We start from the raw sequence: 24,418 nt of genomic DNA on the forward strand, positions 1-24,418 counted from the left end.
ACCCTGCCTAGCCTGGGGGGATGGACACCGAGCTCGAGAACACGACCGACGTCCTGCTCACCCTCGGTGCGGTCGCGGCGGGCGTGGTCCTGGCGTTCGTGCTGGGGACGGTGATCTCCGCCGTCGTGCGGCGGGCCGGGCGGCGCAGCGAGCTGGCCCGGGACCTGTCGCGACGGCTCCGGCGGCCGGACCGCGCGGTCCTCACCGTCGTCGCCGTCTGGATCGCCGTGCGCGTCACCACCGACGCCGGGACGCCGTGGCGGCCCGCCGTCGAGCACCTGCTGCTCATCGCGCTCATCGTGGTCGGGGCGTGGTGGGTGGGCGCGATCGCGTTCGTGCTCGAGGACTCCGCGCTCCAGCGGTACCGCATGGACACCGCGGACAACCGGCACGCGCGCCGCGTCCGGACGCAGATCACGGTGCTGCGGCGGCTCACCGTCGCGGTGATCGTCGTGTGCGCGGTCGCGGGCATCCTGCTGACGTTCCCCGCCGCGCGCGCGGCGGGGGCGAGCCTGCTCGCGTCGGCCGGGCTCATCTCGATCGTCGCGGGGCTCGCGGCGCAGACGTCGCTCGCCAACGTCTTCGCGGGCATGCAGATCGCGTTCACCGACGCGATTCGCGTCGACGACGTCGTGGTGCTCGAGGGCGAGTGGGGGCGCATCGAGGAGATCACGATGACGTACGTCGTCGTGCACCTGTGGGACGACCGTCGGCTCATCATGCCGTCGACCTACTTCACGACGACGCCGTTCCAGAACTGGACGCGGCGCGCGGCCGACCTGCTGGGCACGGTCGAGCTCGACCTCGACTTCGAGGTGCCGGTCGGCCCCATGCGCGCCGAGCTGCGGCGGCTGCTCGGGCTCACGGACCTGTGGGACGAGCGCGTCGGCATCCTCCAGGTGACCGACGCCGTCGGGGGCCTCGTCCGCGTGCGCGCGCTCGTCAGCGCGCACGACGCCCCGACGCTGTTCGACCTGCGGTGCTTCGTGCGCGAGGGACTCGTCGACTGGTTGCAGCGCGCCGCGCCCCAGGGCCTGCCGCGCACGCGGCTCGAGCGCGCGGTGGACGCGCTGGACCTCGACGGACCGGACGAGCGCGACGGGCTCGGCGCGCCGGACAGGTCCGACGCGTCCGGTGGCCCCGGCCGCGACGCCACGGACGACGGCGGTCCCGTCGCCCCGGCGCGGCCGCCGCGGCTCCCCGCGGAGCGAGGTGCGCGTCGTGCCGACGCGCCCGTCGTCCTCGGCACGATCCGGCGCGCGGGCCGGGGCGCGGGCGCCGCGCCGAGCGAGGACCCGACGCGGCTCGTCGGGGTGGTGCCGGGCCCCGACGACGGCGCGGGTCGTCCGGGCCGCACCGGGCCGACCGCGGCGGACGGGGGCGTCGACGACGCCGAGGCGCCGGGCAGCACCCGGCCGCTGCCCGCCGTCGGGCACGACGACGACCTGCCCGAGGCCGCGGAGTCCGCCTTCTTCAGCGGGACGCCCGAGGGCGAGGAGCGCTCGCGGGCGTTCGCCGGGCCCGGCCAGGACGTCATCGAGGAGCGCGAGCGCACCGCCGAGCACGAGACGGTGCCGGACGACGAGACCCCCGATCACGACACCGGCGACGGTCGAGCACGGGGTTGACGACCGGATCGGCCGCGACGCGGTCGCGGACCCCGTGCTCGACGGCGGGGGTCGTCAAGCCAGGGGCGGGAGGGTCGGGATGTCGACGCTCGCGTCCGCGTAGGGGGCGACGAGGAGCGTCGCGGTGGCCCAGCCGCGCGTGAGCAGGCCGGTGTCGGAGTCGGGCTCGGAGTGCCGCTCGGTGCCCGAGTACTGGAGCACGAGGTGCCGGTCGCCGTCCTCGTGGATGTTCGCCTGGACGAGGCCGAACGACGCGAGCGGCGCCTGCCGCAGCCCGCGCAGGCGGTCGGGGGCGACGTCGGGCACGTTGACGTTGAGCGTGCGCCGGTCGAGCGGGACGTCGGCGGCGCTCCTGTCCATCCAGGCGAGCACGTGGTCGGTGACGAGCCGCGCGGTGTCCCAGTGCCGCGGCTCGGCGGCGTCGACCGAGACGGCGAGCGACCGGATGCCGTGCGTCATCGCGGACAGCGCCGCGCCGACGGTGCCCGAGTGCAGGATCGCGTTGCCCGTGTTCGCGCCCTTGTTGGCGCCCGAGAGCACGAGGTCGGGCCGCGGGCCGAACCCGCCGTAGGCGGCGACGAACGCGATGAGCGCGGGGGCGGCGCGCACGGCGTAGGAGGTGACGCCGTCGGGCAGGCCGGGCGCGCTACGCGGCTCGACGGCCAGCCGGCCGTCGCGCTCGGCGCCCAGCAGCGCGGCGCTCGCCCCGGACGACTCCCGGGCGGGCGCCGCGACGACGACCTCGTACCCGGCGTCGAGCGCCGCCCCGGCGAGCACCGCCAGGCCGGGGGAGTCGATCCCGTCGTCGTTGGTCACGAGTGCGCGCACGCGGTCCTCCTGAGGGTTCGGGTCCGGGTCTCGGTGTTCGGTCACGCTCCGCGGGCGGGCGTCAGGTCACGTCCTCGACCGTGACGCTGCGCGCGAAGCGCTCGATCTGGTCGCGGCGGCCCGTCCCGAGGCCCCGCCGCGTGACGTTGAGCGCCCCGGCCGCGGCGCCGAGCCGGACGGCGTCGGGCAGCTCGAGCCCGCGCCCCAGCCCGACGGCGATCCCCGCCGTCATCGAGTCGCCCGCGCCGCGGTGGTCGACGGTCGTGACGCGGGGCGTCGTGACCCGGTACGTGTGCTCGCGCGTGACGAGCAGCGAGGGGTCGTGCGCGCGGGACACGACGAGCGCGCGCGGGCCGGCGTCGACCATGGCGCGCGCGGACCGCAGGAGCGACTCCTCGGACTCGTCGTCGCTGAAGCCGCCCTCGACGAGCTCCTCGTGGCTCATCTTGAGCACGACCCCCGGCGCGTCGGCGACGGCCTGCGCCTGGTCGGCGGAGAGGTCCGCGACGACCTGGCGGTCCGAGGCGTGCAGGTCGTGGGCGAGGCGCCGGAAGAACGACGCGGGGACCCCGACGGCCGTCTCCGAGCCCGTGAGGATCGTGACGGCCGCGTCGAGCGCGCTGACCAGGACGGTGCTGTAGAGGTCGTCGACCTCGTGCCGGTTCAGGGGGTAGGGGTCCATCGTCACGAGCTCGGTGCGCTGGCCGCTGCGCCGGTCGTGGACGAACGCCCCGTTGCCGCCGGTGCCGACCGTGCGCAGCTCGAGGTTCTCGGTGCGGGCGAGGTGCGCCGCGACGCTGCCCGTCTCGCCGCCGAACGGCCCGCAGACCACGACGTGCGCCCCGAGCGAGTAGGCCATGCGCGCGAGCCACAGGCCCTGCCCGCCCGGGTGGACGTGCACCTCGGGCGACGTCTCGGTCGGCCCGGCGGGCTCGATCTCGATCGCGAGAAGCGGCGTCAGGGCGAGCACGCACACCGCAGGAGACCGGGGCGCGCCGCCGGGCGCGGCAGGGCTCGTCGCGGTGCCGGGCGGGTGCGCGCCCGGGGGCGTCGGCGGGGTCGTCGCGCTCATCCGTCGAGGCTAGGGCGACGCGGCGAGGTCCACCTCTCGGGCGCCCGCGTGCGCGGCGGGGCCGAGCCGCGCGTCGAGCCAGCCGACGAGACGGTCGGGTCGGTCGGTCATGATGCCGTCGACGCCCTGGACCAGGAGGTCGTCCCACTCGTCCGGCGTGTCCGCGGTCCAGACGTGCACGCGCAGGCCCGCGTCGCGCAGAGTCTCCACGATGCCCGGCTCGTGCGCGAGGAGCGCGACCTCCGGGTGGCACCCCACGACCCCGAGGTCCGCGCACACCGCGACCAGCTCGCCCAGGCTGTCCGGGTGCAGCGCGAGCAGCAGCGCCCGGTCGAGGTGCGGCGCGGCGTCGCGCAGCGCGGCGACCGTGGGCGGCCAGAACGACTGGACGACCACCCGCTCCCCGATCCCGGCGGCGTCCACGACCCCCGTCACGAGCGCCGCGTCGTCCGTCGACCACACGCCCTTGAGCTCGACGAGCAGCTCCAGGCCCGGCCGCTCCGCGACGAACCGCGCCGCCTCCTCGAACGTGGGGACGCGCTGGCCCGCGAACGCCCGCGCGAACGACGACCCGGCGTCCAGCGCGCGGACCTGCGCCAGCGTCAGTCCGTCCACGCGGCCGGTGCCGTCCGTCGTCTCGTCCACGACGTCGTCGTGCAGCACCACGACGTGCCGGTCGGCCGTGAGGTGCACGTCGAGCTCGATCGCGTCCGCGCCCGCGCGCCACGCCGCCTCGAACGCCGCGAGCGTGTTCTGCGGCGCGACGGACGAGTTGCCCCGGTGCCCGACGACGAGCGGCCGGCCCGCGCGGTCGGCGGCCGGTTCGAGGAGGCGGGCGCGACCCGGTGCGCCGGGCGGCTCCGCCGGCGTCCGGGGTGCGGTGCGGTCGAGCGGCATGGGGCCAGTCTCGCGCGCGGCGCGCCCGGCCGTCCTGCGCAGGACGCCGCACGCCGGACGTCCCGCCGACGTTCACCCCGTCGTCGTGCGGCGGCGGTCAGCGCGCGCGGCCGGTGAGCGCGAGGAGGCGCGTGAGGTCGTCGGCGCCGTCGTCGACGTCGAGGGGACCGCGGAAGAGCGGGCCGGGCTCGAGGAACGTCGAGCGCGCCTCGGCGTAGCGCAGCGCCCACGCGACGAGCGCCGGGTCGACCTCCTCGTCACCGCCCGTCGCCCGGGCCAGGTCCCACGCGTGCACCACGAGGTCGAACGTCATCTGCGCGCAGTACTCCGCGCCCGACTCGTCGCCGTACGAGAGGTGCACGCGACGGTCGAGGGCGTCCGGCGCGAGGAACGCCTCGCGCGCCTGGACGGACGCGTCGACCCAGCGGTCGACGGGGTCGTCGCCCAGCACGTCGCCGTCGAAGACGCCGCCGACGTCCTCGATCCAGCGGCCCGCGAGGAGCTCCGGGGCCCAGAGCTGCTCGGCCGTGACGTGGTTGACGAGGTCGCGGACGGTCCAGTCCGCGTCGGGCGTGGGGAGCGGCCAGCGGTCGTCGCGCAGCGGGCGCACGAGCGCGTCGAACGCGCCGATCGCGTCGCCGTGGGCGGCGAGGACGTCCATGCGGGCCTCCCGGGGCCGGGTGCTGCGGTGCTCCTCCACCGTGGCACGCCCCGCCGTGCACCGCAGGTCGAGCAGCGCGGCCCGCGGCCCCCGGGGACGGTGGGGGCCGCAGGCCGCCGTCTCACACCGACACGACGATCTTCACGTGATCGTCCTTGTGGTCGATGAGCTCTCGGTACCCCTTCTCCACGACGTCCTCGACGGCGATGCGGCTCGTCACGAACGGGGCGAGGTCGACCTTGCCCTCCTGCACGAGCCGGATCACGGCCGGGTGGTCGTCCGCGTACCCGATCGCGCCCTTGATGGTCAGCTCGCGGAGCAGGACCGTCATGACGTCGAGCGTCGGCGGCTCGGAGAACAGCGCCACGATCTGAAGCGTGCCGCCCGCCTTGAGCGCGCGGGTCAGCGTGTCGAGCACAGGTTGCGCGCCCGAGCACTCGATCGCGACGTCCGCGCCGCGGCCGTCCGTGAGCTCGAGGACGCGCGCGGCGACGTCGACCTCGCGCGGGTCGAGGACGTCGTCGGCCACCCCGGTCTCCAGCGCCTTGGCCTTGCGCGCCCCGCTCACCTCCGTGACGATCGCGCGCGCCCCGATCGCGTGCAGCACGGCGCACGTGAGCAGGCCGATCGGGCCCGCGCCGCCGACGAGGACCGTGTCGCCCGCCTGCGCGCCCGACAGGCGGGCGCCGTGGTACGCGACGGCCAGCGGCTCGATGAGCGCCGCCTGGTCCAGCGGGACGTCGCCCACCGGGTGCACCCACCGCCGCTCGACCACGACGTGCTCCGCCAGCCCGCCGCCCCGGCCGGAGATGCCGATGAAGCCCATCTTCACGCACGCGTTGTAGAGGCCGTCGCGGCACGGCGGGCACTCGCCGCACACCATGAACGGCTCGACGACGACCGCGTCCCCGACCGCGAGGCCCTCGACGCCCTCGCCGAGCTCCTCGACCACGCCGGAGAACTCGTGCCCGAACACGACGGGCAGCGTCTCGCCCGACAGGGGGTGCGGCTGCGTCTCCGACGGCGCCGGCGGGAACGGGCCCTCGAGGTAGAGGTGCAGGTCCGAGCCGCAGATCCCCGTCCACGCGGGCCGGATCTTCACGGTCCCCGGCCGGGTCTCGGGCTCCGGGACGTCCTCGATCCGGAGGTCTTCCTTGCCGTGGTACCGCGCCGCCTTCATCGTGCTCACCTCGTCCGTCGTGCCGCGCGCACCGGTCGGTGCGCGGCGGGCGGTGCCGGACCGGTCCTCGGTGCACCCTCGGCGACCCGTGACGACCGACCGCACCTCCACGGTAGGCGGGCGTCCCCGCCCCGGGCCGCGCCGAAGGTCCCGCGGGGCCGGGCCGGTCGTCGTCGGCCGCGATACTGGGGCCCGTGACGCCGAACCCGACCCCGGTCCCGACCGTGACGCGCGCCGCGCGCCGTCCCGCGCAGGGCGGAGCCTGCGCGTGACCGACCGGTGGACGTGGCCCGCGTACGTCGGCCTGCTCGGGGGCGCCCTGCTCTTCGCCGCCTTCCTCGTGCCCGCGCTCGCGTGGCAGTACCGGCGGTACGGCCGCCTGAGCGGCCGACGTCTGCTCGGGGCGGCCGCCGTCGCGGTCTACGGGGTCGCGCTCGTCGCCTACACGCTCCTGCCGCTCCCGAGCGGCGACCTCGCGCGGTGGTGCGCGCAGTACGGCGTCGCGGGCGCCGAGCTCGTGCCGTTCCACTCGCTCGCGGACGTCCGACGGGACACGGCCGGGCTCGGGCTCGGCGCGACCCTGCGCAGCACGGCCGTGCTCCAGGTGGTCTTCAACGTCGTCCTGTTCGTCCCCTGGGGCGTGCTCGTGCGGCGCTACCTCGGCCGCGGGGTGCTCGTCACGACGCTGTCCGGCCTGCTCGTGTCGCTCCTCGTCGAGACCACGCAGTACACCGGGATCTTCGGGATCATCCCGTGCTCGTACCGGGTCGCCGACGTCGACGACGTGCTGACCAACACGCTCGGCGCGCTCCTCGGGGCGCTCGCGGCGCCCCTCCTGCTGCGCTGGATGCCGCGTGCGGGAGAGCTCGAGGCGCGCCGCGAGGAGGCCCGGCCGGTGACCGTCTGGCGGCGGTGGCTCGGGATGCTGCTCGACGCGCTGCTCGTCACGGCGCTGGGCGTCGTGCTGCAGGTCGCCTACCGCACGGTGCTCTACGCGCTCGGGCGCCCGCTGCCCGACGGCGCGGACTGGGCCCAGTGGCTGCTCGGCACGCTCGTGCCGTTCGTGGTCGTCTTCGTGGTGCCGACGTTCCTCGGCAGCGGCGCCTCGTGGGGCCAGCGGACGGTATGGCTCGCCCCGCGCTGGGCCGGGCGGCGCGGCACGACGGGGCAGCGCGTCGCCCGCGCGTCGGCGGGCGGCGCCCTGTGGGGAGCGTTCGGCCTGCTGAGCGACCTGCCGGCCGGGATCCCTGCGGCGGTGGGGGTGGCCGCCTCGGTCGCGGCACCGCTCGCGGCCCTGTTCGCGGTGGTGTCGGTGGTCGCGGTCCCGTTCACCCGCTCGCGCCGCGGGCTCTCGGGCGCGGTGAGCGGGGCGGAGCTCGTGGACGCGCGGGAGGTGCCGGTCAGCCCTCGGTGAGCAGGCCGACGAGCAGGGCCACGGCGCCCCACACGAGGAGGCCGCCGCCGACCGCGATCGCGATGCCGCTCGCACCGGTCGACCCGGCGCGGCGCGCGCCGCGGGCGGCCGTCGCGGCGATCGCGAGGCCGGACACGACGAGCACAGCCCCTGCCACGATCCAGAACATCGCCCATACCGTCGCATACGGCGCCCCCCGCTGCATCGTGGACGGCCGTCCAGTCCGGGCGTGTCGCGCGGCGCGGACGCGTGCCCGGACCCGCGCAACCGCACCGTTCCGCGCCTCGTGAGCGTCCGTGCCCCGGACGCGGGCCCTGCGGGTGCTGCGTCCGGCCGCCCGAGACGTGAGACGGGTGGCGCCCAGGGCTGCGGCTGTCGGCCCGAGAGGTGAGACGGGTTGCGCCCGGGTGCCGGCTGGCCGCACCGTGTGCGGGTGCCCCTCCCCACCGACGGCCCGCCCGTGCGCCGCATCCTCTTCCCCGGCCGCCACCACGTCGTCACGCGCTACCAGGTCGACTACCTCCGGGCGCTGCGCGCCGGTCTCGTGCACGACCTCGACGGTCGGCGCGTGCGCTGCACCCCCGACGTCGAGGTCGTCTGGGTCGTGACGTCCGCCAACCACGCGGGCACCCGCCGCAACCCGCTGCCCGGGCACCGGCGCGAGGCGCTCGTCGAGAACGTCACGACCCGGGAGGGCCTCGCGTCCGTCGTCGTGCCCGTGCCCGACGTCGCGCCCGACGACCGCTTCGCCCAGCTCGTCGTGACGAGCGTCGCGACCGCGACCGGCGTCGCGCCGGACCCCGCGGACACCGTCGTCGCGTGCTCGACACCCGCGCTCGTCGACGCCTACCGCGCGCTCGGCTACCGGGTCGCGGGGGTCGAGCTCGACGCCGCCGAGCGGGGCGGCGACCTCCCCGCGCGGCCGTGGGACGTCGTCGAGCAGATCGCCGCGGGGGACGAGCGCTGGCGCGACGTCGCGCACCCCGCCGTGCCGGAGTTCTTCGCGCGCTACCGGTTCGTCGAGGACGTCCGGCGTATCTTCGCCGACCCGGTCGTGTCCGGCGACGGCGACCTCACCTCGACGCGCGACTACCGCACGTACGCCGCCGCGTTCGAGGACGCGTCGGCGCGCAAGTGGGCCCAGGTCGCCCCGCACGTGCGGCCCGGCCGGATCGTCGACATCGGGTGCGCGACGGGCGGCCTCCTGGAGCACGTGGCGCGCGAGCCGCGCCTGCACGAGTCGGACCTGTTCGGCGTCGACGTCGCGCGGCACCTCGTCGCGGAGGCCGAGCACAAGAAGGCGCAGGGCGTGTTCGCGAACCCGCACGTGTGGTTCGTGCAGGCCAACATCCTCGACCGGTCCGTGATGCCCGACGCCTCCGTCGACACGACCCTCACCGTCGCGCTCACGCACGAGGTGTCGTCGTACGGGGACGGCGTGCGCGACGTCGAGACGTTCGCGCGCCGCGTCCACGCGCACACGCGGCCCGGCGGCGTGTGGATCAACTCGGACGTGTGCGGCCCCGCGGAGCCGGACCGGGTCGTCGTGCTCACGCTGCGGACCGACGACGGCGCCCCCGCGACCGGCGACGGGCCCGGCGGCGCCCGCACCGACCTCGACGACCTCGCGCGCGAGGACGTCGCGGCGTGGGTCGGGGCACTCTCGACCGACGCGCGGCTCGTCCAGTTCGCGTACGACTTCCCGCGCCTCTCCGGGGCCGACTTCCGGCCCGAGCGCGTGCGCCCCGGGTCGTGGCGGCTCACGCTGCGCGAGGCGATGGAGTTCCTCACGCGCAAGGACTACGTCGACAACTGGCTGTCCGAGAGCCACGAGCGCTTCTGCGACCTCACCGGCCCCCGGTGGGCCGACCTCCTCACCGCCGCCGGGTTCGAGCTCGAGCCGGGGAGCGGGGCGTGGCGCAACGAGTGGGTCGTCGAGCACGCGTTCGCGCCCGTCGCCGCCCTGCACGACGCCACGACCGGCGAGCCCGTCGACTGGCCCGACACCCACGTCCTCACCGTCGCCCGCCGCCCCGAGCTCGCCTGACCTGCCTGCCCTGCCGAGGTAGAGCCGCGGTCGCGCGGGCTCGCGAGGTAGAGCCCTGGTCGCGCGAGGTAGAGCCCCGGTGGGCCGAGGTAGAGCCCTGGTCGCGCGAGGTAGAGCCCTGGTCGCGCGAGGTAGAGCCCTGGTGGGCCGAGGTAGAGCCCTGGTCGTGACCTCGGCTCTACCTCACCGGACGGGCTCTCCCTCGGGAGGGCGTGGCGGCGTGGTCGTAGGCTCGGAGCGTGCTCCTCGACGCCCGCACGCTGCGCGGCCTCCAGGACGGGACGGTGACGCTGGCGTTCCGCCGCTGGACGACGCCGCGCGTGCGCGTCGGGACGCTCCAGCGCACCCGGGTGGGCGTCGTCGAGGTGACGTCGGTCGAGCGCGTGCCCGCCGGTCCGGACGGCGCGCCCGTCGTGTCCGACGACGAGGCCCGCCTTGCCGGGATGACCTCGCCCGAGCGTGTGCTCGCTCGGGGCGCCGGGCGCGAGGGCGACCTCTACCGCGTGGGCCTGCGGCTCGCCGGCCCGGACCCGCGCGTCGCGCTGCGCGAGGACGCGGACCTCGACGCGGACGCCGTCGAGCAGCTCCGCACCGCGCTCGCGCGGAAGGACCGGGCCGCCGCGGAGCCGTGGACGCGCCGGTACCTCGAGCTGATCGGCACGCACGAGGGCGTCGTCGCGCGCGAGCTCGCGGCCGGGCTCGGCATGGCCCGCGACGACTTCAAGGTGCGCGTGCGTCGGCTCAAGGAGCTCGGCCTCACCGAGAGCCTCGACGTCGGGTACCGCCTCTCGCCGCGCGGGAGGGCCTACCTCGCCGCGACGGCGGACGAGCGGCCCTCCTCGTGAGATCGAGCGTCCTCCCTCGCGGGACCAGGCCTCTACCTCGCGGGACCGGGCTTCTACTCCGCGGGACCAGGCCTCTACCTCGCGGGACCGGGCCTCTACTCCGCGGGACCAGGCCTCTACCTCGCGGACCCGGGCTCTACCTCGCGAGAACCCGCCTCTGCCTCGCGGGGCCAGGGCTCTCTCACGAACCGGGGCCCTGCCTCGGCGAGGTAGAGGCCCGGTAGGGCCTGACTGGGGGATGCGCCCATGCTCGCGCAGCGGGCTCTCGGGCTCTCGGAAACGCACGCACCCAGGAGCCGGCCGTGAGGCGTCAGCGCCCGAGGGATTCCGGTGGCGTCGTGGCCTCCACGGTGCGGGGGCCGTCGCCGATCGCCGGGAGGCCGTCGAGGCTCGCGGCGTTGCGCTCGCGCCAGTACGTCTCGAAGTACTCCGGCGAGCGGCGCTCGTGCGACCGGTCCAGGACGTCCCGGTCCGCGACGAAGTCCATGTGCGGCACGGAGAATCCGCACGAGTCGGAGACGCGCTCGACGTCGACGACGACGATCCCGCGCTGGCCGAGCTCGCGCTCCTTCGCGAACGCGGGGCGCAGCGCCTCGAACTCCGGGGTGCCGGCCTCGACGTACCGCCCGCTCCCGTGGAAGCGGACGATGTTGGGCGGCCCCTCGAACGCGCAGAACATCACGACGATCCGCCCGTTCTCGCGCAGGTGCGCGGCCGTCTCCGCGCCCGAGCCCGTGTAGTCGAGGTAGGCCACCCGGTGGGCGTCGAGGACGACGAACGTCCCCGCCATGCCCTTGGGCGAGACGTTGACGTGACCGTCCGCCGCGAGCGGCGCGGTGCCGACGAAGAACACCGGCTGCGCGAGGACGAACGCCGCCAGCCGGTCGGTGATCTCTGCGTGCACGGTGGCCATGAGGGGAGTCTGGCACCGGTGTGGGCGGGCGTCGGTAGCGTCCGGTGGATGAGCACGAGGACGGCACCGGACCACGACCCCAAGGCGACGCTGCTGCGGTACCTGAGCCGGGAGCGCGACGCGCTGCTCGCCAAGGCGGAGGGGCTGAGCGAGTACGACGTCCGCCGTCCGCTCACGCGCACCGGCACGAACGTCCTGGGGCTGGTGAAGCACGTGGGCAGCGTGCAGCTCGGCTACCTGCACGAGGCGTTCGGCGGCACGCACGACCTCGACCTGCCCTGGTTCGCCGACGGCGCGGAGGTGAACGCCGACATGTGGGCCACGGCGGACGAGAGCCGGGAGGAGATCCTGGAGCTGTTCCGGCGGTCGACGGAGCTGTGCGACGCGACCGTGGCGTCGCTCGACCTCGACGCACCCGGGCACGTGCCGTGGTGGCGCCCGGAGAACCGGGACGTCACGCTCCACCAGGTGCTCGTGCACGTGCTCGCGGAGGTGGCGCACCACGCCGGGCACGCCGACATCGTGCGCGAGCTCGTCGACGGCGCGGCGGGCGACGGGCGGGGCAACCTGCCCGCGCTGGACGACGACGAGTGGGTCGCCTACCGGGCGCGCGTCGAGTCTGCGGCCGTCGAGGCGTCCCGACGCGCGGGGGAGCGCCCCTGAGCCGCGCGGCGCTCGCGGACGCCGGGCGAGGTCAGGCGCGCTCGAGCAGGACCGCGACCTCGTAGTGCGACGTCTGCGGGAACATGTCGAGCACGCGCGCCTCGCGCGGTCGGAGCGACGGCATGAGGGCCAGGTCGCGCGCGAGCGTCGTCGCGTTGCAGCTCGAGTAGACGACGTGCCCGACGCCGGACCGCTCCAGCCAGGTGCTGAGCGTCTCCCCGATGCCGCGCCGCGGGGGGTTCACGACGACGAGGTCCGGCACGTCCTGCCGTGAGAGGGCGAACGCGGTCGCGTCCTCGGCGAGGAAGGTCGTGCGGTCGAGCCCGGCGTCGCGTGCGGTGAGCCGTGCGCTCGCGACGGCCTCGGCGCTCGTCTCGACGCCGACGACGTCGCGCGCGGGCCCCGCGACGTGCAGCGCGAACCCGCCCACGCCGCAGTAGAGGTCCCAGACCGTGGCGGGTGCGGCGTCGTCCACCCAGGCCCGGCCCTGGCGGTAGAGGGCCGCGGCGACGTCGGTGTTGGTCTGGAAGAAGCTCTGCGGGCGCAGGTGGAGGTCGATCCCGTTGACGTGCATGCGCAGCGTCTCGGCCTCGGTGAGCACGATCTCGGTCTCGCCCTCGACGACGGCCTTGTGCTCGGGGTGCAGGTTCACGGACACGACGCGCAGCGACGGGAGAGCGTCGAGCAGGGCAGGCAGGTGCTTGCGGACCCGCGGCACGGACTCGGTGGACCGCAGGACGAACCGCGCCATGAGGTCGCCGTCGGGGGAGAGGGTGACGAGGACGTACTTGAGCTCGCCGCGCCGCGTGCGGACGTCGTAGGGGACGAGCCGCGCGCGCGTGACGAACGCCGCGAACGCGGGGAACGACGCCTGGAGCGCGGGCGGGTAGAGCGGGCAGTCGGTGAGGTCGACGCCGCCGCCCTCCGCGAGGATCCCGAGCACCGGGGCGTCGGTGGTGCCGGTGACGACCATCTTCGCCTTGTTGCGGAAGCCGGAGTCGGCGGACTCGACAGTGGGCAGCCAGGTGAGGTCCGGCGCGAGCGGGGTGAGGAGCTCGGCGCAGTGCTCCTGCTTGCCGGTGACCTGCGCGGGGTACGCGAGGTCGAGGAGGGTGCACGACCGGCACCGGCCGGCGTCGTAGTGGTGGCACTGCACTCGTTCGAGTCTACGGGCGACCGGCTCCCTCCCGGGGCCGCGCACGGAGAGAGCGCCGCGGCGTCGATCCATGGCCCCCAGCACGCCGCACCGGACTCGGGGGAGCGCTCCCTGGCGTCGCGGGCCGCTGTCCGTTACGGTCGTGGCAGCGCTTCCACACCTCCTGTGGCAACGCTGTCGCCGGAACGGTCCGGCGACCGGTTTCGACGGAGCAACCGAACAGGAGCAGATCCCGTATGCCTCACGACAGGAAGAACAGCAGCAGACGAGCGTGGGCCGCGCTGTGCGCCGCGGTCCTCGCGGTGAGCGGGGCGCTGGTCGGCGTGGCGGCGCCCGCGAGCGCAGTCCCCGCGACCATCCCGCTGACGATCACCAACGACTCGGGCAGGGGGCCGATCTACCTGTACGTCCTCGGCGAGCGCGACGGCGTCGCCGGCTGGGCGGACGCGGGCGGCACGTTCCACCCGTGGCCCGGCGGGGTCGGGCCCGTGCCCGTCCCGGCGCCCGACGCGTCGATCGCCGGACCCGGCCCCGGCCAGTCCGTGACGATCAGGCTCCCGAAGCTGTCCGGGCGCGTCTACTACTCGTACGGCCAGAAGATGACGTTCCAGATCGTGCTCGACGGGCGTCTCGTCCAGCCCGCCGTCCAGAACGACTCCGACCCCAACCGGAACATCCTCTTCAACTGGACCGAGTACACGCTCAACGACGGCGGCCTGTGGATCAACAGCACGCAGGTGGACCACTGGTCCGCGCCGTACCAGGTGGGCGTCCAGCGCGCCGACGGGCAGGTCCTCAGCACGGGCATGCTCAAGCCGAACGGCTACGAGGCGTTCTACACGGCCCTCGAGAGCGCGGGGTGGGGCGGGCTCGTGCAGCGCGCGCCCGACGGGAGCCGTCTGCGCGCGCTCAACCCGTCGCACGGGATCGACGTCGGGAAGATCTCGTCGGCCTCGATCGACTCCTACGTCACCGAGGTGTGGAACTCGTACCGCACGCGCGACATGGTCGTCACCCCGTTCTCCCACGAACCCGGCACGCAGTTCCGCGGCCGGGTCGACGGCGACTGGTTCCGCTTCAGGAACGGGTCCGGGCAAGAGGTCGCCGCGTTCAAGAAGCCCGACGCGTCGAGCGTGTACGGGTGCCACAAGGACCTCCAGGCGCCCAACGACCACGTCGTCGGGCCGATCGCCCGCACCCTGTGCGCCGCGCTCGTCCGCACCACGGCACTGACGAACCCGAACCAGCCGGACGCGAGCAGCGCCGGCTTCTACCAGGACGCCCGCACCAACGTCTACGCGAAGCTCGCGCACCAGCAGATGGCGAACGGCAAGGCGTACGCGTTCGCGTTCGACGACGTCGGCGCGCACGAGTCGCTCGTCCACGACGGCAACCCCCAGGCCGCGTACATCAAGCTCGACCCGTTCACCGGCACGGCGACACCCATCGGGAACGGCGGCAGCACCGAGGAGCCGGGCACCCCCGGCGGTCTGCCCACCGGGACGGGCGCGCTCCGCATCGGGAGCACGCTGTGCCTCGACGTCCCGTGGGCCGACCCGACCGACACCAACCAGGTCCAGCTCGCGACCTGCAGCGGCAACGCGGCGCAGCAGTGGACGCGCGGCACCGACGGGACCGTGAGAGCCCTCGGCAAGTGCCTCGACGTCGCGCGCAGCGGGACGGCCGACGGCACCGCCGTGTGGATCTACACGTGCAACGGCACCGGCGCGCAGAAGTGGACGTACGACTCCGCGACCAAGGCCCTGCGCAACCCGCAGTCCGGCAAGTGCCTCGACGCCCAGGGCGGCGCACCGCTGCGTGACGGCCAGAAGGTCCAGCTCTGGACCTGCAACCAGACCGACGCCCAGCGCTGGACGCTCTGACCGCGCCCGTCGCCCGAGCGGCCCCGCGCCCCGGTGCCCGACGACGCCCGCTCCCGGGACGTCGTCGGGCACCGGCGTGCGGGCCGGGGGACGAGCGCGCCGGGCCCGCCGGGTGTCAGGCCGGCCGGGTCGCCTTGCCGTCGAGCCACAGCGTGTCGGAGTCGTCGCGGTGCGAGCCGTCGGACCCCACGTGCTTCGACGAGATCTGCGGGCCCTTCGTGATGACGTGGACCATCGCCATGCCGTGCCCGCGGCCCAGGCCGTAGTCGTCCCGGAGCCACTCGAGGATCGGGGTCGCCTTCGTCGTCTCGTCGAACCCGCGCTCGTGCGCGAGGTCGACCAGCTGGCGCGGGGTCAGACCGGTCTTGTCCTCGACCGCGTCGAGATAGGCCTGGAAGGACATGGGAGCTCCTCGTCGTCGGGGCAGGTCGGTCGACCCGCCGCGAACGTACCGACGGCCGCCCACACCCGGACTCATCGGTCGGGGCGCACGCTCCCGCGGGGCGGCCGGTGCGCCCGCTCGCCCGAGCGCAGCACGTCCATCACCGCGTTCTCCACCAGCACCGGCACGAAGTCGCGCACGTGCGCGGCCTGGTACCGGCCCAGCTCCGCGAGCACCTGCTCACGGACGTCCTCCACCGGCACGTCTGGGAAGCGCGTGCTGACCCGCTCCACCACGACGTCGATCTCGCGGTCCTCGTCCTCGATCGCCATGGTCCGACGGTCCGGCCGCGCCCGTCCTGCGCGCAACCAACGGGGGATGAACGGGCGGTGTCGGGCCGCCGACCGCCGCTGACCGGCCCGGTCCCGGTGGCCGTGCCGGCGGGCCCTGGCGAGCCGGGCGGGACGGGGTGCGGGCCGGGGGTTCGCGTGTCAGGGTGGCCGCTCCGCTCCTTCAAGCCGCTGGAGGTACCCCCGCGTGGACGACCAGACCCTGATCGACGTCCCCCTCGACGACGCCGACCTCATCACGTCGATGCCGCCCGAGGAGTACCAGCTCGTGGAGGAGTGGGTGCTCTCCACGACGGAGGAGCTCTCCGCGCTGCGCGCCGGCCTCGTGGCGACGCTCGAGAGCCAGGGCGTCGCGTCGACCGGTCGGCTCTCGTCCACGCCGGACAAGCTCGTCCTCATCGCCTCGGAGCTCGCGACCAACGCGCTGCGCCACGGCCTGCCCCCGACGATCGTGCGCCTCGCCCGCAGCGGCGACCGGTTCCTCCTCGAGGTCGCCGACCACGACGTGTCCACCGAGCCCGTCTACGCCGGGCGCCGCATCCCCGGCGCAGGCGGCGTCGGCCTGCACATGGCCCGCCAGCTCTCGCTCGACGTCGGCTGGTACCGGACCGACGACGTCAAGACCGTCTGGGCGACGTTCACGGCCTGAGCGTCTGCTGACCCGACCCGACCCTGCGCGCGGGCGCTGACCGGTGCCGACGGGGGTGTGGCCGTCCGCCGAGCCGCGTCGTGAGAGAGTGCGCGCGTGCTCGTCGACGTCTTGCTGCTGCTCGCCCTGGTCACGGGGCTGCTGGCCGCAGTGCTCCTGCGCTCGGCCTACGTGGTGACGCAGGACCCGCGGCTGCGTCGTTCGCTCGCCGGCTGGGGCTGGCCCCTCGCACTGGTAGCGGTGGTCCTCGGGCTCGTCGTCGCGGCGCTCGACGGCGCCTGACGGGTGCCGGGGCGTCCACAGGTCAGCAGTGGGCCCCGTGGGGTTCGAACCCACAACCTACGGATTAAAAGTCCGCAGCTCTGCCGATTGAGCTAGAGGCCCTGGACGCTGGTGGCGTCCACGCACAGGCTACCCGCGCCCCGCCGTCGGCAGTCCCGACCGAGTTCGGCAGTCCCGACGCAGATCGGCACGTGCGACTGCCGAACGCGGCAGAACGTGCCGACCCCGGTAGCGGGTGCCGATCTCAGACCGCGACCCCCGGCGGGCGCGCACCCTATGCGGCGCTCCTCGACGTGTCACGCGCGGTCTTGCTCCGTGAGAAATTTGGTGAGAACCGGGCGTTTCGCTTGCGACGGTCGCGGGTTCTTGTTTCGGTGGAGAAGACCGAGGAGCCCGCGGGAGGGTGCACCGACGGCAGGTCACGCCGGCCAGGCGTGGGCCGCACGGACGTGTCCCGCAGGTTCCGCCCGGCGACGAGAGGAGCTCTCGTGCTTACCCTGACCGACAACGCCCGTACCGCTGTCCACGACCTGCAGACCCAGGCCGGCGTCCCCGAGGGAGGCGGTCTGCGGATCGCCGAGTCGGCGGACCAGGCGGGCAGCTTCGAGCTCGCGCTCGTCCCCGCCCCGCAGCCCGACGACACGGTCGTGGAGAACGGCGAGGCGAAGGTGTTCGTGGAGTCCGCCACGGCACCGACCCTCGCGAACCTCACGCTCGACACGGACCCGAACGCGCAGGGACCGGCGTTCGTCCTGACGCCGCAGGGCTGACGGGACGTTCCCGGCGCTCGCGCCGGACCATCTCGACGACGCGTCCTCCTCCTCCAGGCGCGTCCTCGGTCCCACGACGGGCCGCTCGCTCCGGCGGGCGGCCCGTCGTCGTGTCTCGACCGGCGTGCGAGGCCCGCTCGACCGGGGTGCGACCGGTACGCGAGGGTCAGGCGGCGGGCCCGACGATCCACGACCCGCCGAGCACGGCGGCGCCGACCGTCACGACGAGGAACACCCCGACCCAGAACAGGCCGGGCATCCGGGTGAGGCGCGCGAGGATGTCGGCGTCGGAGGTGCTCGCCCGGCCGCGCGACCGCTCGGACTGCAGCTCCAGTACCGGCCGCACGGCGCCCAGCAGCAGGAACCATGTCACGGCGTAGGCGACGGCGCTCTGCACGGGCGGCGTCGCCCACCAGGACACCCCGACGAGCGCGGCGCCGGTGACGAGCACGGACCAGAGCCCGAACCAGTTGCGGATCTGCAGCAGCATGAGGGCGAGCAGCACGACGAGCAGCCACAGCAGCCCGACGGCATACCCCTGGCGGAGCAGCGCGGCCGCCCCCAGGCCGATGAGGCCGGGGCCGACGTACCCCATGAACGGGGTGAGGACCATGCCGAACCCGCGCGGGCGCCCGGACGAGACGGTGAGCCCCGACGTGTCGGAGTGCAGGCGGATGCCCGCGAGCCGACGGCCCGTGAGCAGGGCCGCGATCGCGTGCGACGCCTCGTGCGCGATGGTCACGACGTGCCGGGCCACGCGCCACACGGGCGTGACGAGCACGACGACGAGCGCGAGGACGCCCATCGCGACGACCACGGCGGCCGCCGGGGGAGGGACGGGCGTCGTCGCGGCCTCCCACACCTGCCCGACGACGTCCCCCACGGACGCGGCGACGTCACCGCCCGCGGTGGAGGCGCCGTCGGGCGCTCCCGCGACCCCGCCGCGGGGGAGGGCGGGCAGGACGGTGAGGGCGTTCGCCAGGGCGTGCACGCGCGACATTCCACCACAGGGCCCTGTGCCCGAGGGTGCCGAGACGCACCTCACCCGGCCGCCCGTCGTCGGGCATGAGACACTGGACGTTCGAGGGCAGCGCGATCCCGCGCGCCCGGCGTCGTGGAGATCCCCCCGGATTGCGTGCGGCGGACCCCGACCTTGAGCCCCGAGAGGCCCATCACCTGTGACTTCCTTTGCCGACTTCGGCCTGCCCACCCCTGTCGTGCGCGAGCTCTCGCGCCAGGGCATCGACTCCCCGTTCCCCATCCAGACCGCCACGCTGCCCGACTCGCTGAAGGGCCGTGACGTCCTCGGCCGCGGCCGCACCGGCTCCGGCAAGACGCTCGCGTTCTCGCTGCCGACCGTCGCCCGCCTGTCGTGGGCGAAGTCGTCGCGCCACCCGCGCCGGCCCCGTGCGCTCGTGCTGTGCCCGACGCGCGAGCTCGCCAACCAGATCAACGCCACGATGGAGCCGGTCGCCAAGGCGCTCGGGCTCGTGACGACGACGATCTTCGGCGGCGTCGCGCAGTCGCGCCAGGTCGCCGCGCTCGACAAGGGCGCCGACATCGTCATCGCGTGCCCGGGCCGCCTGGAGGACCTCCTCAACCAGCGCCTGCTCACGCTCGACGGCATCGAGATCACCGTGCTCGACGAGGCCGACCACATGGCCGACCTCGGGTTCCTGCCCGGCGTGAAGCGCATCATGGACAAGACGCCGAAGCAGGGGCAGCGCATGCTGTTCTCCGCGACGCTGGACAACGGCGTCGACCAGCTGGTCAAGCGCTACCTCAGCAACCCGGTGCGCCACTCGGTGGACGACGCCGCGGCCGCACCCCCGCAGATGACGCACCACATCCTCGCGGTGCGCGACGCGGACGCGAAGAAGCAGATCGTGCACGAGCTCGCCTCGGGCACGGGCCGCCGCGTGCTGTTCATGCGCACCAAGCACCAGGCGAAGAAGCTCGCGAAGCAGCTCACCGCGGCGGGCGTGCCCGCCGTCGACCTGCACGGCAACCTCGGCCAGGGCGCGCGCGAGCGCAACCTCGAGGCGTTCTCGTCGGGCGCGGTCAAGGTGCTCGTCGCCACGGACATCGCGGCGCGCGGCATCCACGTCGACGACGTGGAGCTCGTCGTGCACGTCGACCCGCCGGCGGAGCACAAGGCGTACCTGCACCGCTCGGGCCGCACCGCCCGCGCCGGGTCGGAGGGCGTCGTCGTCACCGTCATGCTCCCGGAGCAGCGCGGCGACGTGCGCGACCTCACGCGCAAGGCGAAGATCACGGCCCAGCCGCAGCCGGTCGCCCCGGGCGACGCGACGATCAAGGGGCTCGTCGGCGAGGTCGCGGAGTACGTGCGCCCGTCCGACATCACGCCGCCGCAGACGCAGGCGAAGCGTGGCACGGGCTCGTCCAACGGCGGGTCGCGCGCGTCGCGCCGTGGCCGTGGCGGCCAGGGCGGCGCACGCCCGGCCGCGCAGCCCGCGGGCCAGGGCACGACGGCGCAGCGCGGCCAGGGCGGTCAGCGCCCGGCGCAGCGCCCGACGGGTGCGGGTCGCCCCGAGGGCGGCGCCCGGGACGGCCGCGGCACCGCGGGCACCGGGAACGGCGCGGCAGGCCAGGGCGGCGGCCGCCGTCGCGGTGGCCGTGGCCGCGCGCAGCGCCCCGCCGGCGGGTCGAGCACCGTCTACTCGACCTCCAGCCCGCGCTGACGCCCCCACGCTGAGGCAGGAGAGAGTCGCGGTCGAACCGGTTCGGCCGCGGCTCTTTCGTGCCCTCAGCGGGGTGGGGCGGGGCGGGAACACGGGAGCGGTCGGCGTGGTTGGGACCGTCGGAGGTGGACCATGACCAGCCAGACCCACGAAAACCAGCCCTACGAGGTCGTGAAGACCGACGACGAGTGGCGCGCCGAGCTGTCCCCGCAGGAGTACGCCGTGCTGCGGCAGGCTGGGACCGAGCGCGCGTGGACGGGCGAGCTGCTCGACGAGAAGCGCGTCGGCGTCTACGCGTGTCGGGCGTGCGGGAACGAGCTGTTCCGTTCGGACACGAAGTTCGACTCGCACTGCGGGTGGCCGAGCTTCTTCAGCCCGCTCGCGGGCGACCGCGTCGAGCTGCTCACCGACCGCAGCCACGGCATGGTGCGCACCGAGGTGCGCTGCGCACGCTGCGGCTCGCACCTGGGCCACGTGTTCGACGACGCGCCCCAGACTCCGACGGGCGACCGGTTCTGCATGAACTCGGTCAGCCTGACGTTCGAGGCCGACGAGCGGTAGCCGACCGGGCGCGGGCGCCCGCGTCCACCGCGCACGCGAGCGCCACGCCCACCAGATAGCAGACCAGGTCCCGCACCGCGAACGTGCTGCCCAGCAGCCACGCCGCGGGCGGGACCGCGTCGTTCACGGCGGCGGCGACGCCCGTCGCCTGGAGCGCCTCGACCGCCCAGCACCACCCCAGCGCGACGGCGCCCGCCACGAGCGGGCGCACGCGCGGCGCCACGAGGACCACGAGGACGAAGGTCGCGACGGCGTAGAGCACGTCGCCGCCGACGTCGCCCCACGGGTCGGGGACACGCGTCGCGACGACGAGTCCCGCCACCACGACGAGCGCGAGGACGAGCGCGACGACGGGCCGCCGTCGGACCCGGGCCACCCCGCGGCCGCGCGGGGCGTCGTGGGGCGGGCGGGCGCCGTCGGGCACGGTCATGCCGCGCCGGGGGCCAGGGTCACCGGTTGGCGGCCCAGCGCACGACGTCCTCGGAGTACCGGTGCAGGAGCGTCGCGAGCGTCGCGACGTCGCGCTGGTCCCAGCCCTCCAGCGCCTCGGTGATCGACGTGACCCGCCCGCTGTGCGCCGCGTGGAGCCGCGCCTCGCCGTCGGGCGTCAGGGTGATGAGCTGCCCGCGCGAGTCGTCGGGGTCGACCTCGCGCGCGACGAGGCCGAGGTCGTGCAGGCGGCTGAGCTGGCGGGAGATCGTCGCGCGCCCCACGCCGAACTGCGCCGCGAGCTCCGAGCCGCGGACGCCGGGGTGGTCGGCGATGTGGGCGAGCAGCGGGTAGGCGCTCGCCTCCAGGTCGGGATGGATCCGGCGGGCCATGCCCGTGGCGACCGCGCCGGCGCGGCGCAGCAGGATCCGCAGCTCGCGTTCGAGGTCGACGTACGCGTCGTCGTCGACGTGCGCGGTGTCGGGAGCGGGGCGGGCCGGAGCGGTCTCGGGGGGCACAGGGCCATCATGGCGCGAAGGGCACGGCCCGGTCACCTTCCTCCCCGGAACCTCACCCGCACGGGGCGACGGGAGCTCCCCGCGCACGACCGAGGGGGTGGTCCCGGACAGTCCGGGACCACCCCCTCGGGGTGTGTCGGCGGTGCCCCCGTGCGGCGGGGACGCCGACGTCAGCGCGACCGGCGCGCGGTCGCCTCGTCGTCGACCACGCCCGCGGGCTCATAGGCGCCGAGCAGCGTGGACTCCGTCTCCTCCGCGAGGGTCACGCGACCGGGGGTCGCGTCGACGGGGGCGTCCGCGCCGAGCAGGGCCGCCTCCTTCTCGAGGCGCTCCTGGAGGCCGGTCTTGGTGCCGAGCGGCACCTCCTTGAGGAACGACACGGCGATGAGCGCGACGAGCGCGAGCGGCACCGCGACGAGGAAGATCTCGGCGATCCCGTCGCCGTAGGACTTCTCGACGAGGTCCTTGATCGGCGCGGGCAGGGTCGAGACGTCGGGCACGGCGTTGCCGCCGCCCATCGACCCGGCCGGCACGCCGAGCTGGGTGAGGCCGTCCTGGATCGACGTCGTGACCTTGTTCGCGAGCACCGCGCCGAGCACGGACACGCCGATCGCGCCGCCGAGGCTGCGGAAGAACGCGACGGTCGAGGTCCCGGCCCCCATCTCCTCCACGGCGAGCGTGTTCTGCACGGCGAGCACGAGGTTCTGCATGAGCATGCCCATGCTCACGCCGAGGAAGAACAGGTAGACGCTGATCAGCGTGAAGCTCGTGTGGTAGTCGATCGTCGACAGCGCGAAGAGCGACGCGACGAGGACCGCACCACCGGTGACCATGAACGCCTTGTAGCGGCCGTAGCGCGTGATGAGCTGGCCGAACAGGGTCGACGCGACGAACGTGCCGACGATCATCGGGATCGTGAGGAGGCCGGACTCGGTCGGCGTCTTGCCGCGCGCGACCTGCATGTACTGGCTGAGGAACACGGCGGTCCCGAACATCGCGACGCCGACCGCGACGGACGCGACGACCGCGAGGACGAACGTGCGGTTCTTGAACAGGTGCAGCGGGATGAGCGGCTCGGGCGTGACGCGCTCGACGAGCACGGCACCGACGAGCGCGACGACCGCGCCGCCGACCATCGCGAAGGTCTGCCACGAGAGCCACTCGAAGTTCTGCCCGGCGAACGTCACCCACAGCAGGAGCGAGGACACGCCGGCGCTGATGAGGATCGCGCCCCAGTAGTCGATCCGGACGACGCGGCGCGCGACCCTCGGCAGGTGCAGCGTGCGCTGGAGGACGACGATCGCGGCGATGGCGAACGGCAGGCCGACGAAGAAGTTGAGGCGCCAGCTCACGGCGTCGGTGAGGACGCCGCCGAGGAGCGGCCCGCCGATCTGGCTGACGGCCATGATGCCGCCCATGAGGCCCATGAACTTGCCGCGCTCGCGCGGCGAGATGATGTCGGTGATGAGCACCGTGGCGAGCGCCATGAGGCCACCGGCGCCGATGCCCTGGAACGCGCGCAGCGCGATGAGGGTGCCGACGTTCTGCGAGAGCCCCGCGAGCGCGGAGGACACGACCGCGACGACGAGCGCGATCTGGATGAGGACCTTGCGGTTGGTGAGGTCGGCGAGCTTGCCCCAGATGGGGGTCGAGATCGTCATGGCGAGGAGGGTCGAGGTGACGACCCACGTGTACGACGACTGCGAGCCGTCGAGGTCGCTGACGATCTTCGGGAGGGAGCTCGAGACGATCGAGCTCGCGAGGATCGCGACGAACATGCCGAGGAGGATCCCGGAGAGGGACTCCATGACCTCGCGGCGGGTCATCGGTGCGGGGGCTCCGGCGCTGCCGGGCGGTGCGGTGCGTTCTGCGGGGGTGCTGGTCATCAGGCGCTGGGTTCCTTGCTCACGAGGCCGGGGCGGGGCGCACGTGTCGGGGGGCGGTGTCAGGTGGTCGTGGGCCGGTCCGCGGTGCGGCCGGTGGTCGGGGCGCGGGCCCGACGGCGCAGGGCCGCCGGGCGCCGTCGGTCACCCGGCGGTGCGGGGGGAGTCGTGGACCGCGACGACCGCCGCGGCGACGCGCTCGATGTGGCGCGTGGCCTCGACGATCTCCTCGTCGCCCCAGTCCGCGAACGTCGTCGCGGCGAGGACGTCGATGTGCTCGTACGCCCGCACCAGGAGCGCGCGGCCCGCCTCGGTGAGCTCGACGGTCCGGGCCCGCCGGTCGTCGTCGTCCACCGTGCGGCGCACGAGGCCCGCGTCGACCAGGTGGCTCACCTGGCGGCTCGCGACGGAGAGGTCGACCCGGAGCTTCGCCGCGACGTCCCCGAGCTGGACGGGGCCGCAGTGCTGGAGCATCCGGAGCAGGCCGAACGACGCCCGCGGCATGTCGAGGTCGCGGGCGATCCGGACGGCGGACTCCCGCTGGGCGCGCGCCAGGTCGTCGAGCGCGCGGACGAGTCCCGCCGCGGGGGACGGGTCGGGGGTGAGTCCGGGGTGCGCGACGTCGGTCGCGGGAAGGGCGGTCACAGGCACAGGCACTCCTTGGTTGCTGCAGGCAAGCATACTCCGCGAAGTTGCTTTCAGCAA

26 protein-coding genes and 1 tRNA gene are annotated in these 24,418 nt (G+C 74.7%); 11 read left to right on the forward strand and 16 right to left on the reverse strand.

The genetic code is table 11. The features are described from left to right. Window positions 1–20: 20 nt before the first annotated feature. Entirely contained in the window at window positions 21–1,628 is a 1,608-nt protein-coding gene (locus tag ACI769_RS05925) for a mechanosensitive ion channel domain-containing protein (protein ID WP_085386569.1), read from the forward strand. A 54-nt stretch (window positions 1,629–1,682) separates the two neighbouring features. Here the strand turns inward: ACI769_RS05925 and surE are convergent, their stop codons facing one another. The 5 genes from surE to ACI769_RS05950 form a co-directional block, all read right to left on the reverse strand. Next, entirely contained in the window at window positions 1,683–2,456 is a 774-nt protein-coding gene (gene surE / locus ACI769_RS05930) for a 5'/3'-nucleotidase SurE (RefSeq protein WP_085386568.1), read from the reverse strand. Between the two features lie 61 nt (window positions 2,457–2,517). Next, the gene (locus ACI769_RS05935; protein ID WP_085386567.1) at window positions 2,518–3,528 is read right to left on the reverse strand and encodes a 1-phosphofructokinase family hexose kinase; all 1,011 of its coding nucleotides are present in this window, start codon (window positions 3,526–3,528) and stop codon (window positions 2,518–2,520) included. A 9-nt stretch (window positions 3,529–3,537) separates the two neighbouring features. Then, on the reverse strand, window positions 3,538–4,425 hold the full coding sequence (locus ACI769_RS05940; RefSeq protein WP_081895755.1) for a glycerophosphodiester phosphodiesterase family protein: 888 nt from the start codon (window positions 4,423–4,425) through the stop codon (window positions 3,538–3,540). Between the two features lie 97 nt (window positions 4,426–4,522). Beyond that, window positions 4,523–5,086: a TIGR03086 family metal-binding protein gene (locus ACI769_RS05945; RefSeq protein ID WP_061269353.1), complete on the reverse strand. Its 564-nt coding sequence runs from the start codon at window positions 5,084–5,086 to the stop codon at window positions 4,523–4,525. Window positions 5,087–5,207: 121 nt separating this feature from the next. Further along, window positions 5,208–6,266, reverse strand: a complete 1,059-nt coding sequence (locus ACI769_RS05950) for a 2,3-butanediol dehydrogenase (RefSeq protein WP_409141425.1) — start codon at window positions 6,264–6,266, stop codon at window positions 5,208–5,210. Window positions 6,267–6,534: 268 nt separating this feature from the next. Between ACI769_RS05950 and ACI769_RS05955 the strand changes: the two genes are divergently transcribed. After that, a complete protein-coding gene (locus tag ACI769_RS05955) occupies window positions 6,535–7,680 on the forward strand; it encodes a VanZ family protein (RefSeq protein WP_198163101.1) in 1,146 nt (381 codons plus the stop codon). On the opposite strand, the gene ACI769_RS05960 is transcribed toward ACI769_RS05955, so the two are convergent. Continuing rightward, the gene (locus ACI769_RS05960) at window positions 7,667–7,849 is read right to left on the reverse strand and encodes a hypothetical protein (RefSeq protein ID WP_085386565.1); all 183 of its coding nucleotides are present in this window, start codon (window positions 7,847–7,849) and stop codon (window positions 7,667–7,669) included. The two genes, ACI769_RS05955 and ACI769_RS05960, sit on opposite strands and share 14 nt — an antisense overlap. A gap of 264 nt (window positions 7,850–8,113) precedes the next feature. On the opposite strand from ACI769_RS05960, the gene ACI769_RS05965 reads away from it, so the two are divergent. Further along, a complete protein-coding gene (locus tag ACI769_RS05965; RefSeq protein WP_085388532.1) occupies window positions 8,114–9,727 on the forward strand; it encodes a class I SAM-dependent methyltransferase in 1,614 nt (537 codons plus the stop codon). Window positions 9,728–9,966: 239 nt separating this feature from the next. Further along, the gene (locus ACI769_RS05970) at window positions 9,967–10,572 is read left to right on the forward strand and encodes a hypothetical protein (protein ID WP_085386564.1); all 606 of its coding nucleotides are present in this window, start codon (window positions 9,967–9,969) and stop codon (window positions 10,570–10,572) included. A 310-nt stretch (window positions 10,573–10,882) separates the two neighbouring features. On the opposite strand, the gene ACI769_RS05975 is transcribed toward ACI769_RS05970, so the two are convergent. Further along, on the reverse strand, window positions 10,883–11,485 hold the full coding sequence (locus ACI769_RS05975) for a pyridoxamine 5'-phosphate oxidase family protein (protein ID WP_085386563.1): 603 nt from the start codon (window positions 11,483–11,485) through the stop codon (window positions 10,883–10,885). A gap of 48 nt (window positions 11,486–11,533) precedes the next feature. Here ACI769_RS05975 and ACI769_RS05980 point away from each other — a divergent pair, with 48 nt between their 5' ends. Then, on the forward strand, window positions 11,534–12,148 hold the full coding sequence (locus ACI769_RS05980) for a DinB family protein (protein ID WP_085386562.1): 615 nt from the start codon (window positions 11,534–11,536) through the stop codon (window positions 12,146–12,148). A gap of 31 nt (window positions 12,149–12,179) precedes the next feature. Here the strand turns inward: ACI769_RS05980 and rlmC are convergent, their stop codons facing one another. Beyond that, entirely contained in the window at window positions 12,180–13,304 is a 1,125-nt protein-coding gene (rlmC, locus tag ACI769_RS05985) for a 23S rRNA (uracil(747)-C(5))-methyltransferase RlmC (RefSeq protein WP_085386561.1), read from the reverse strand. A 236-nt stretch (window positions 13,305–13,540) separates the two neighbouring features. Between rlmC and ACI769_RS05990 the strand changes: the two genes are divergently transcribed. Next, window positions 13,541–15,187, forward strand: a complete 1,647-nt coding sequence (locus ACI769_RS05990) for a glucan endo-1,3-beta-glucosidase (RefSeq protein ID WP_085386560.1) — start codon at window positions 13,541–13,543, stop codon at window positions 15,185–15,187. A gap of 115 nt (window positions 15,188–15,302) precedes the next feature. Here the strand turns inward: ACI769_RS05990 and ACI769_RS05995 are convergent, their stop codons facing one another. Both ACI769_RS05995 and ACI769_RS06000 read right to left on the reverse strand, forming a co-directional pair. Continuing rightward, window positions 15,303–15,590 carry a DUF4287 domain-containing protein gene (locus tag ACI769_RS05995; RefSeq protein WP_034651273.1) on the reverse strand — a complete coding sequence of 96 codons (288 nt, stop codon included), beginning with the start codon at window positions 15,588–15,590 and terminating at the stop codon, window positions 15,303–15,305. 71 nt (window positions 15,591–15,661) lie between these two features. Next, window positions 15,662–15,901: a three-helix bundle dimerization domain-containing protein gene (locus ACI769_RS06000; protein WP_034651271.1), complete on the reverse strand. Its 240-nt coding sequence runs from the start codon at window positions 15,899–15,901 to the stop codon at window positions 15,662–15,664. Window positions 15,902–16,106: 205 nt separating this feature from the next. Here ACI769_RS06000 and ACI769_RS06005 point away from each other — a divergent pair, with 205 nt between their 5' ends. Beyond that, complete coding sequence (locus ACI769_RS06005; protein ID WP_021479821.1) at window positions 16,107–16,568, forward strand: ATP-binding protein; 462 nt, start codon at window positions 16,107–16,109, stop codon at window positions 16,566–16,568. 96 nt (window positions 16,569–16,664) lie between these two features. Beyond that, a complete protein-coding gene (locus tag ACI769_RS06010) occupies window positions 16,665–16,850 on the forward strand; it encodes a hypothetical protein (RefSeq protein ID WP_137279715.1) in 186 nt (61 codons plus the stop codon). Window positions 16,851–16,879: 29 nt separating this feature from the next. Here the strand turns inward: ACI769_RS06010 and ACI769_RS06015 are convergent. Next, a tRNA-Lys gene (locus ACI769_RS06015) sits at window positions 16,880–16,952 on the reverse strand. A gap of 386 nt (window positions 16,953–17,338) precedes the next feature. On the opposite strand from ACI769_RS06015, the gene ACI769_RS06020 reads away from it, so the two are divergent. Then, window positions 17,339–17,620 (forward strand): iron-sulfur cluster assembly accessory protein, encoded by a 282-nt coding sequence (locus ACI769_RS06020; protein ID WP_021479822.1) that lies wholly within the window; start codon window positions 17,339–17,341, stop codon window positions 17,618–17,620. Window positions 17,621–17,786: 166 nt separating this feature from the next. On the opposite strand, the gene ACI769_RS06025 is transcribed toward ACI769_RS06020, so the two are convergent. Then, window positions 17,787–18,503: a M50 family metallopeptidase gene (locus ACI769_RS06025; protein ID WP_409141426.1), complete on the reverse strand. Its 717-nt coding sequence runs from the start codon at window positions 18,501–18,503 to the stop codon at window positions 17,787–17,789. Between the two features lie 295 nt (window positions 18,504–18,798). Between ACI769_RS06025 and ACI769_RS06030 the strand changes: the two genes are divergently transcribed. Beyond that, window positions 18,799–20,322 carry a DEAD/DEAH box helicase gene (locus ACI769_RS06030; RefSeq protein WP_396049394.1) on the forward strand — a complete coding sequence of 508 codons (1,524 nt, stop codon included), beginning with the start codon at window positions 18,799–18,801 and terminating at the stop codon, window positions 20,320–20,322. Between the two features lie 132 nt (window positions 20,323–20,454). Continuing rightward, a complete protein-coding gene (gene msrB, locus ACI769_RS06035) occupies window positions 20,455–20,883 on the forward strand; it encodes a peptide-methionine (R)-S-oxide reductase MsrB (protein WP_409141326.1) in 429 nt (142 codons plus the stop codon). Here the strand turns inward: msrB and ACI769_RS06040 are convergent. The 4 genes from ACI769_RS06040 to ACI769_RS06055 form a co-directional block, all read right to left on the reverse strand. Continuing rightward, on the reverse strand, window positions 20,852–21,313 hold the full coding sequence (locus tag ACI769_RS06040) for a DUF2809 domain-containing protein (protein ID WP_409141327.1): 462 nt from the start codon (window positions 21,311–21,313) through the stop codon (window positions 20,852–20,854). The two genes, msrB and ACI769_RS06040, sit on opposite strands and share 32 nt — an antisense overlap. Window positions 21,314–21,332: 19 nt before the next feature. Next, on the reverse strand, window positions 21,333–21,830 hold the full coding sequence (locus ACI769_RS06045; RefSeq protein WP_034652516.1) for a MarR family winged helix-turn-helix transcriptional regulator: 498 nt from the start codon (window positions 21,828–21,830) through the stop codon (window positions 21,333–21,335). Between the two features lie 170 nt (window positions 21,831–22,000). Further along, window positions 22,001–23,716, reverse strand: coding sequence for an MDR family MFS transporter (locus ACI769_RS06050; RefSeq protein ID WP_396049393.1), 1,716 nt, complete (start codon window positions 23,714–23,716; stop codon window positions 22,001–22,003). Between the two features lie 141 nt (window positions 23,717–23,857). Further along, window positions 23,858–24,358, reverse strand: coding sequence for a MarR family winged helix-turn-helix transcriptional regulator (locus ACI769_RS06055; protein WP_409141328.1), 501 nt, complete (start codon window positions 24,356–24,358; stop codon window positions 23,858–23,860). Between the last annotated feature and the right edge of the window lie 60 nt (window positions 24,359–24,418).

Source organism: Cellulosimicrobium sp. RS, from assembly GCF_046159675.1.
Classification (GTDB): Bacteria; Actinomycetota; Actinomycetes; order Actinomycetales; family Cellulomonadaceae; genus Cellulosimicrobium; species Cellulosimicrobium funkei.